The sequence below is a fragment of the Pseudomonas sp. 18.1.10 genome, assembly GCF_024655625.1.
GTDB lineage: Bacteria > Pseudomonadota > Gammaproteobacteria > Pseudomonadales > Pseudomonadaceae > Aquipseudomonas.
The window spans coordinates 1-6948 of record NZ_JANLGL010000260.1 but is presented as its reverse complement, the minus strand read 5'-3'; the positions used below and the strand labels follow the sequence as shown (position 1 = coordinate 6948).

The 6948-nt window shown below is 50.6% G+C and carries 8 protein-coding genes; 5 read left to right on the top strand and 3 right to left on the bottom strand.

What is annotated here, in order from left to right:
- Window positions 1–100: 100 nt before the first annotated feature.
- Window positions 101–406, bottom strand: coding sequence for a DUF3077 domain-containing protein (locus NUV89_RS26305; RefSeq protein ID WP_257783616.1), 306 nt, complete (start codon window positions 404–406; stop codon window positions 101–103).
- Between the two features lie 539 nt (window positions 407–945).
- Here NUV89_RS26305 and NUV89_RS26300 point away from each other — a divergent pair.
- Together NUV89_RS26300 and NUV89_RS26295 are read left to right on the top strand one after the other, a co-directional pair.
- Window positions 946–2604 carry a P-loop ATPase, Sll1717 family gene (locus NUV89_RS26300; protein WP_257783615.1) on the top strand — a complete coding sequence of 553 codons (1659 nt, stop codon included), beginning with the start codon at window positions 946–948 and terminating at the stop codon, window positions 2602–2604.
- A gap of 81 nt (window positions 2605–2685) precedes the next feature.
- Window positions 2686–3243, top strand: a complete 558-nt coding sequence (locus NUV89_RS26295; protein WP_257783614.1) for a hypothetical protein — start codon at window positions 2686–2688, stop codon at window positions 3241–3243.
- Window positions 3244–3254: 11 nt separating this feature from the next.
- Here NUV89_RS26295 and NUV89_RS26290 read toward each other — a convergent pair whose 3' ends face one another.
- Both NUV89_RS26290 and NUV89_RS26280 read right to left on the bottom strand, forming a co-directional pair.
- Window positions 3255–3740, bottom strand: a complete 486-nt coding sequence (locus NUV89_RS26290; RefSeq protein WP_257783613.1) for a helix-turn-helix domain-containing protein — start codon at window positions 3738–3740, stop codon at window positions 3255–3257.
- Window positions 3741–4082: 342 nt separating this feature from the next.
- Entirely contained in the window at window positions 4083–4397 is a 315-nt protein-coding gene (locus NUV89_RS26280; RefSeq protein ID WP_257783611.1) for a type VI secretion system amidase effector protein Tae4, read from the bottom strand.
- Window positions 4398–4875: 478 nt separating this feature from the next.
- On the opposite strand from NUV89_RS26280, the gene NUV89_RS26275 reads away from it, so the two are divergent.
- The 3 genes from NUV89_RS26275 to NUV89_RS26265 all read left to right on the top strand — a co-directional run.
- On the top strand, window positions 4876–6039 hold the full coding sequence (locus NUV89_RS26275) for an S-type pyocin domain-containing protein (RefSeq protein WP_257783610.1): 1164 nt from the start codon (window positions 4876–4878) through the stop codon (window positions 6037–6039).
- Between the two features lie 15 nt (window positions 6040–6054).
- Window positions 6055–6339 (top strand): cloacin immunity family protein, encoded by a 285-nt coding sequence (locus tag NUV89_RS26270; RefSeq protein WP_257783609.1) that lies wholly within the window; start codon window positions 6055–6057, stop codon window positions 6337–6339.
- Between the two features lie 8 nt (window positions 6340–6347).
- Window positions 6348–6948, top strand: a 601-nt coding sequence (locus tag NUV89_RS26265) for a hypothetical protein (protein ID WP_308220205.1), incomplete at its 3' end; no start/stop codon positions are given.

The following is a 6948-nucleotide window of genomic DNA, read 5'->3' as shown; positions in this document are numbered from 1 at the left end:
GGAAAGGTTAGCGGCGTGAACCTTAATCGGTGTCCAAGATTACTTGACCAGTTCAGCTTGCCCGCGAAGACGCCCGCCCCCACACCCTCAAACCCCAGCCTTACACAGCAACCCCATCCTCCCCGGCAACCCCATTCGGCAACATCCCATTCGCCAAATCATCCACCACTGCCTTCGCCATCTCCCCCAAATAATGCGCGGCCCAGGCATAGCGGTCGGCGCTTTTGTCCATGGCAGCATCCAGCGCAAGCAGTTTGGAACAGTGCAACAGCTCGGAGGCATGCACCAGGGCTTCGCGGATGGGGACGCCGGAGTTGATGCGGAATAGGTGGTGTTGGTTGGGCGGTGTGCCGCAGGTGGCGAAGGTGATGATGCCGAGGGTTTTGTTGAGGGGTGGGTTAATCATTGGGCACCTCCGCACGGGGTAGGGGTGAGGATTGCAGTGTTGAGTGGGTATCGACTATCAGAAACGGTCATTACTTTAGCTCCTAATGTAGAGCTGCCACGTTCGTTTCTCATGCGAATGGGTGGCAGCTATGCGCGGGCTGAGAAACCGGGACAATAGGAACCCGGCAGACCCGAAGGTCTCCCACGCATAGCCGCCATGACACAGACAATGCGGGCACAAAAATGCGCCAACAGTCTAATGGATGGTGGCGCCTATGCGCCTATTGTTTCTCGGATTCTCAAGTCCGGTCGCAGGGTGGAAGCGACTGGTGAAAGGTAACCGTGGATACCGCCTCAGAAGAAGATCTAGTCTGTGACTAAATATTTGAGGGTTCACATCGAGGTCACGGGTGATGGACTACACCTCATCTGATCACGCTTGCATTTTGCCATCACGTATGGAAATGATACGACTGAAACAACACTTGTTAAAGGACTACACACGATTGGCTTTAGTTACTCGGTAAAAAATTAGAGACTTCGATTTTAGGGATAAAAATGGAAGACAAAAAGTTAAAAATTACAAGAAATCTTAAAGTTGGATCTCTCGATGCAGAAGGAGATTCGGAGCTATTAAACCGTTGTTTTGTAGACAATGGCTACTTAGATCGACTACTTGATGTAGAGGACCCGGCATCAATCATTTTGGGCCGAACCGGGTCCGGCAAAAGCGCCCTTCTTTACAAGGTAAAATCTTCGGCACAAAAAGTAGTCAAGCTCGACCCAAGCGACATATCCATTAGATTCCTAGAACACTCAGACATCATACAGTTCTTCGGAGCTCTAAATATCAACCTTGACTTATTCTACAAGCTTTTGTGGCGCCACGTACTCACCGTTGAATTCCTAAAGCTAAGATACGATATAAACAATGAGTTTGAAAGCCGTAGCTTTCTCGACGGGATACTAAGTAAATTCAGCAGAGACATCACAAAAAAGAAAGCTCTTGAGTATTTTAGCGAATGGGGAGATAGATTCTGGCTAGACACCGACGAACAACTGAAGATTATAACTAGCAAATTAGAGTCTGACACAAAAAGCAGCATAGGCCTAAAATATGCCGGAATTTCATTATCACTGGACGGGGCAAAAAAACTTTCAGACGAAGAGCGCCTAGAGATAAAACAGCGCGCCAGCCTAGTTGTAAACGGACTACAAATAAGGAAACTCAATGAAGTTCTCGACTTATTAGCCGATCACTCCTTCGGAGACCCTCAGAAAAAATTCTACATCCTTATCGATCAACTTGATGAAGAGTGGGCTGGCACTGACACCAGAGTTAGATTTATTCGAGCACTAATAGAAGAGATAAAAACTTTCAGGCGAGTCAAGCAAGCTAAAATCATTGCTGCGCTACGCAAAGACTTGCTGGTTCTAGTATTTGATATGACAAGAGACTCTGGATTCCAAGAAGAAAAATACGAATCTTATCTTTTGGAGCTTCGGTGGTCGCCAGAAGAACTGGCAAAATTAATTGAACTTAGAATAAATGAAGTTTTTAAAAGCCAATACACAAAACAGCTGGTCACGTTTGACGACATTTTCCCTCGCGCACGAAAAGGAGGAGGCCAAACCTCAATAGAATTCATTATAGAAAGAACACTACGTAGACCTCGAGACATATTACAGTTCGTAAATGAAAGCTTCTTGATCGCCGCTGATCGAGACAGAATATCGTGGCGGTCATTATTTGCAGCCGAAGCGCAGTATTCAGAAAAGCGACTAAAATCCTTAAAAGAAGAATGGGGTGAGGTACATCCTTCCTTCGAAGAAACAGTAGAAATTCTTAGAGGGCTTAAAGCAACCTTCACAAAATCAATGATAAAAGACTCTCGACTAGAAGATGTGATGCTCTCTTTATACGAGCAAAAAAATAACGACCCATGCACTACAATAGTAAAAAAATACTATGACTCCCAAGCAATTAAAGAATCAGAAGTCTTAGCAAACCTACTGGCCTGCCTTTACAGAGTCGGCGCGATCGGAGTTAAAACCGGATCTATGGACACCTACATTTGGTGCTATGTTGACCAAGCGTCTGTTACACGCGGCGAAGTCAAACGTGTAGAGCACATGAAAATACATAAAATGTTGTATCGTGCTTTAGACATCATTACAGAGCAGAGAGAAATATTCGAAACAGAAGATATGGATTAAGGAAGCAATAGAGACAATGGACGACTAACGGACGAAACTGCTTTCGCTCGCCCTCAAAAACACCTACAACAGAGAAACCTTATGACGCTAAGTGATTGGATTTCAATATTTATGGCACTAATTGCCAGCGCATCCGCACTAGTAACTTACATAGTTTACCGCTCATCGACAGACCCTTTAATAATTGTATATGCAAACCCTGACCCCACCAGACCCTCACTCGTATGCTTAACAATAAAGAACATAGGAAAAGGTGCAGCATACAATATCAACTTCCAAACAAGCCGCCCCCTTCCCTCTCAGGCTTTTAGCATCCCTATTCCAGAGAACATGCCTGACGAAATGACAAAAGGGCCAATTGTAAACGGAATTCCTTTTTTAGCTCCCGACCAGCAAATTAGCTTTGCGTGGGGACAGTATGGTGGCCTATATAAATTTATTGGAGATATTGCAATAACTGTTAATTGCACCTTTCGTAGATCAGGCAGCCCCCTAACCCTCACCAAAAATCTGAAAAGTATATCTAAGCTAGATATAAAAAGTTTTGAGCAAAGCGAGTCTTCAGAGCATGGCTTTGGACCAAATATTGTGAAAGAACTCAAACAACTCAACAAAACCCTAAAAAATTACAACCTATGAGTCTACGCGGTCTATTTACTCCGGTTACCGATACCATAATCCATTCCCAGCTCCTGAGCCTGCCGCACCAACGCCTCCATCGCCTCCTGACTTTCCGCATCACGCCGCTGTTTAAACTCCATCAAATCCGAAAAACGAATGCGCCGATGCCGACCGGTTTTTGTGAAAGGAATAGCGCCCTCTTCCAGCATCTTGACCAAATGCGGACGTGAAACGTTGAGCAAGTCGGCGGCTTCCTGGGAGGTCAATTCAGCGTGCACGGGCACGACTTTGACGGCATTGCCGATGGCGAGCTCTCCGAGGATGTCGACCAATAAACGCAGCGCTGAGGTAGGGAGTACGAGGGTATGGGGCTTGTCTTCTTTGTCGAAGATGTCGATGCGCTGGGTTTCAAATTTGGTCGACAGTAATGAGGCGAGTTCACGCTGGCCTTGCACGGCGGCTTCGACTTCCTTTTCCAGCGGAGGGATGGTTTTCGGGAGAGAGTTGGTGATCATGATGCAGCTCCAGTGTTGCGGAATTCAGTTGAGGCCAAAGCTAGACGAAATAAACGAAAATCGCAATATTCGAAACAAAGCTAACTATTTCGGCCCCGATCTACTCTCCCGCGACTCCGCGCGCCCTCTTCAAACATCTGTAACACCAGACCGCCCCGCCCACTACCGCTCCCACAACCATCACCCCATTCCCCACCAACCAAAGTCCAAAATTCCGACTCTGCTCCGCATCACTCTCATAAAACGGCCCAAAATACGCAGACACCGCCACCACTACCCCGTTGAACACCCCAAGCGCCACCGCAACCACCAACACCACGCACCCAATCCCCTTAACCGCCGTCATAAAACCCTCCAAAACCAAATCTCCCTGGAATCGTGATAGCTCGAAAACGTCCCCTCAATCGAAAACCCCATCTGAATCCGCGGGTAGCTCAGCCAGTCAGTCAACCGTCGCCCATTCCACAGGTCGATATGGTCACCACTACGATTGCCAAACGTCTCTTTCCCTCGCCTCCAAAAGTCTTTGAAAAAGATAACGCCCTGCTGCCCGGCTAGCACTTCCTCAAAGTCTTCGGGCTTCAACTTAATAACCGCCCTTAAACCGGGAATATTAGCGCGGCTTAAAGCCCTGGCCATTTCTTCAGCTGCCAGCACGTGGCCCTCACTCTTGGGTGCTGCCAACAATAGCGCACGCCGACTAAGCGGCTCAGATCGGCGCCGGATCTGCGCAGTGCTACGCCTAAATTGATCGCGCATTGATCGCTGAAATTCTTTGCGCCGTTGCTTCTGCACGGGGCTGTGTCGCCGAAAATTTCCGGGTGGTTTTTCCATAGGGTGTTGAAGGTCAGCATTCAGTATTTCCATCGCGTGTTTTTCACGCGACCGTAGCAAACGCCCTGTCGCCAAAGAGGGGCGCAGACAGAAAACAGAGCGGTCCTACTCGTGTGGATGTTTTGCCTGAAGTCCAAAGCGCTCAGACCTTCCACATGCAGGCGAGAGAACTGAAATACGTACTGTCAACGTCGCAACAAGCCAGCTGACCTTTCCCACAAAAACCATCGAACAACCCCGATTCCAGGCGCTTGCTTGCCCCTCGTAGGCTCACTCCCCCACACAAGGAAGTGAGCCAGCCATGTCAGAACGCGCCTACCCCATCACCGAAGAAGAACAGCTCAAACGCCGCATCCTGACCCCGCAACCAAAGCGCGTGCCCCATTCGCCGGCTATCGACTTGCTCGCCCCTCTCCCACCCGCAAACCCTGCACCCGCCAAACCTCCCGGTTGCACATTCCTCAAACCCTGCCAACTGCCCGACGGGCTTATTCACTACAACGATCCAACCGGTTACGTCCCCCTTGAGCTGATCGAGGAATACGGCCATTTCAGCCTTTTGGGCGGACGAGAGGTGGATGACCAGGGCACGGTGGCCTTGAGCAAAATCAGCGGCAGTGCATTGCCTGTTGGCTTGGGATCGTTGGCGTTGCGGACGGCGGTGGTGGAGTCGGCGGCTGTTGCGGCTGGCACGGTAGCGAGTGGGTTGCTAGCGGGATTGGTCGGGCTGGCGTGGCCGGCATCGTTGGGCGATAGCGCGCTCTACACCGACGAGCAATTGCGCTCGATGCAACGGGCGCGCTCGCAGATGCGCTTGCATATCGAGCAGTTGGAGGACGGCACGCTCAAGGGCTATGGGTTTTACACCGGCCGCAATGCCGACTGGCAGATGATCGATGTGGTGCAGTTCCAAAGCCGTGGCGATCGGTTTGTGGCGGATTTGGGCGAAGGTGTGGAGCTGATCTGGACGCCTGCGGTTGATCCGGGGGACACCCTGGGAATCCCAGCGTTGGAGGCGGCGCCGCAAGCACCGGTGATCTGGATTTTTCCGCCGACGCAGAAGGCAGCGCAGATTTTGGTGAATCCGGTTTATCCGCCTGAGTATCGGGATTTTATTCTGGTGTTCCCGGTGGAGTCGGGGGTTGGGCCGTTGTATGTGGTGGTTAACACACCTCGCAAAGGGCTCAGAAACCCAGACCACGACTACTTCCCAGCCCCCGAAGCCAAAGACATAACGGGTTTCCCCGGATTGATACCCCAAAGGCCCGTGACACCAAGAAAAGGTGGGGGCGGCTTACGTGAACGCTGGATTGACGCAAAAGGCAGGAAAATATTTGAGTGGGATGCGAAGAAAGGAGAGTTGGAAGTCTATCGAAACAGTGATTTGGAACACCTCGGCGCATTTGATCCGTACACCGCAGAACGTCGAGGACCTGCAAAACCAGAGCGTCGAATTTACAGATAAAGAGGAAGCAAAAGAATGGTTATGAAAATCAGATTGCGATGGTATGAAAAGCACAGCGATTACTTGAAGGCAGATGAGTACTCAGCAGACATCGACGATGGCGATAGTTTTTTTGAGGCGTTGGGGTTGAGCGAGGAAACCGCGATCTATGCGGACGTGTTTAACGTTCTCCCAAGCTGGATAACCACTCTCCAAACCCATTTCCAACACGTGATCGAACCAACCCTCTTCGACTACCAAATCTCCTTCCGCTACCAAGGCGCCTGGCCACCACCACCCAAGCAGCCTAATAGACAATGAGCCCAACCATGAAAAAGCCCCTCCTCTACCGCTCAGTCAACACCCGCACCCATGGCGTGCGTCACGGCAGTTGCAGCGCTTACCGGTACGAACGAAACACCAAAAGCGAAAAGGCCGCACAGTCCAACCGCAGCTCAATGCACAGCCACCACCGACACGGATTTGATTACACGCCACTGTTCCGCTTTCTCCTGTCCAAAGTCGGCCACCCATGGGACCAGGTTTTCAGCGAAGCCAACGCCCGCCTGGATCGCCCCGATCCCATCTTCTGGATGGTCGCGCTCCATGAAAGCGACAAGCAGGACTACGTGAGAACGGATGAAAACAGTTACTACAGCGGTTTATGGGTCGACGACGCTGGCCTGCTGCAAAAAGTTAACCCTCAACTGACACCTGAGCGCATGCAAACCTTTTACGACAACAGCACCCACACCTTCAACGGCGTGGTCTATGCGCACGCTCTTGCGACGAAGCCCCAAAGCCAAAACGCCAAAGTCGGCCAACCTGCTATCACCCGCTTCACCGGGCCTCGACAGCTACCACAGTTGATTGGCGGCGCAGCCATTTTCCGAGCCTGGCGCAGGTCTAAGTGTGGGAGCTGGCTTGCCT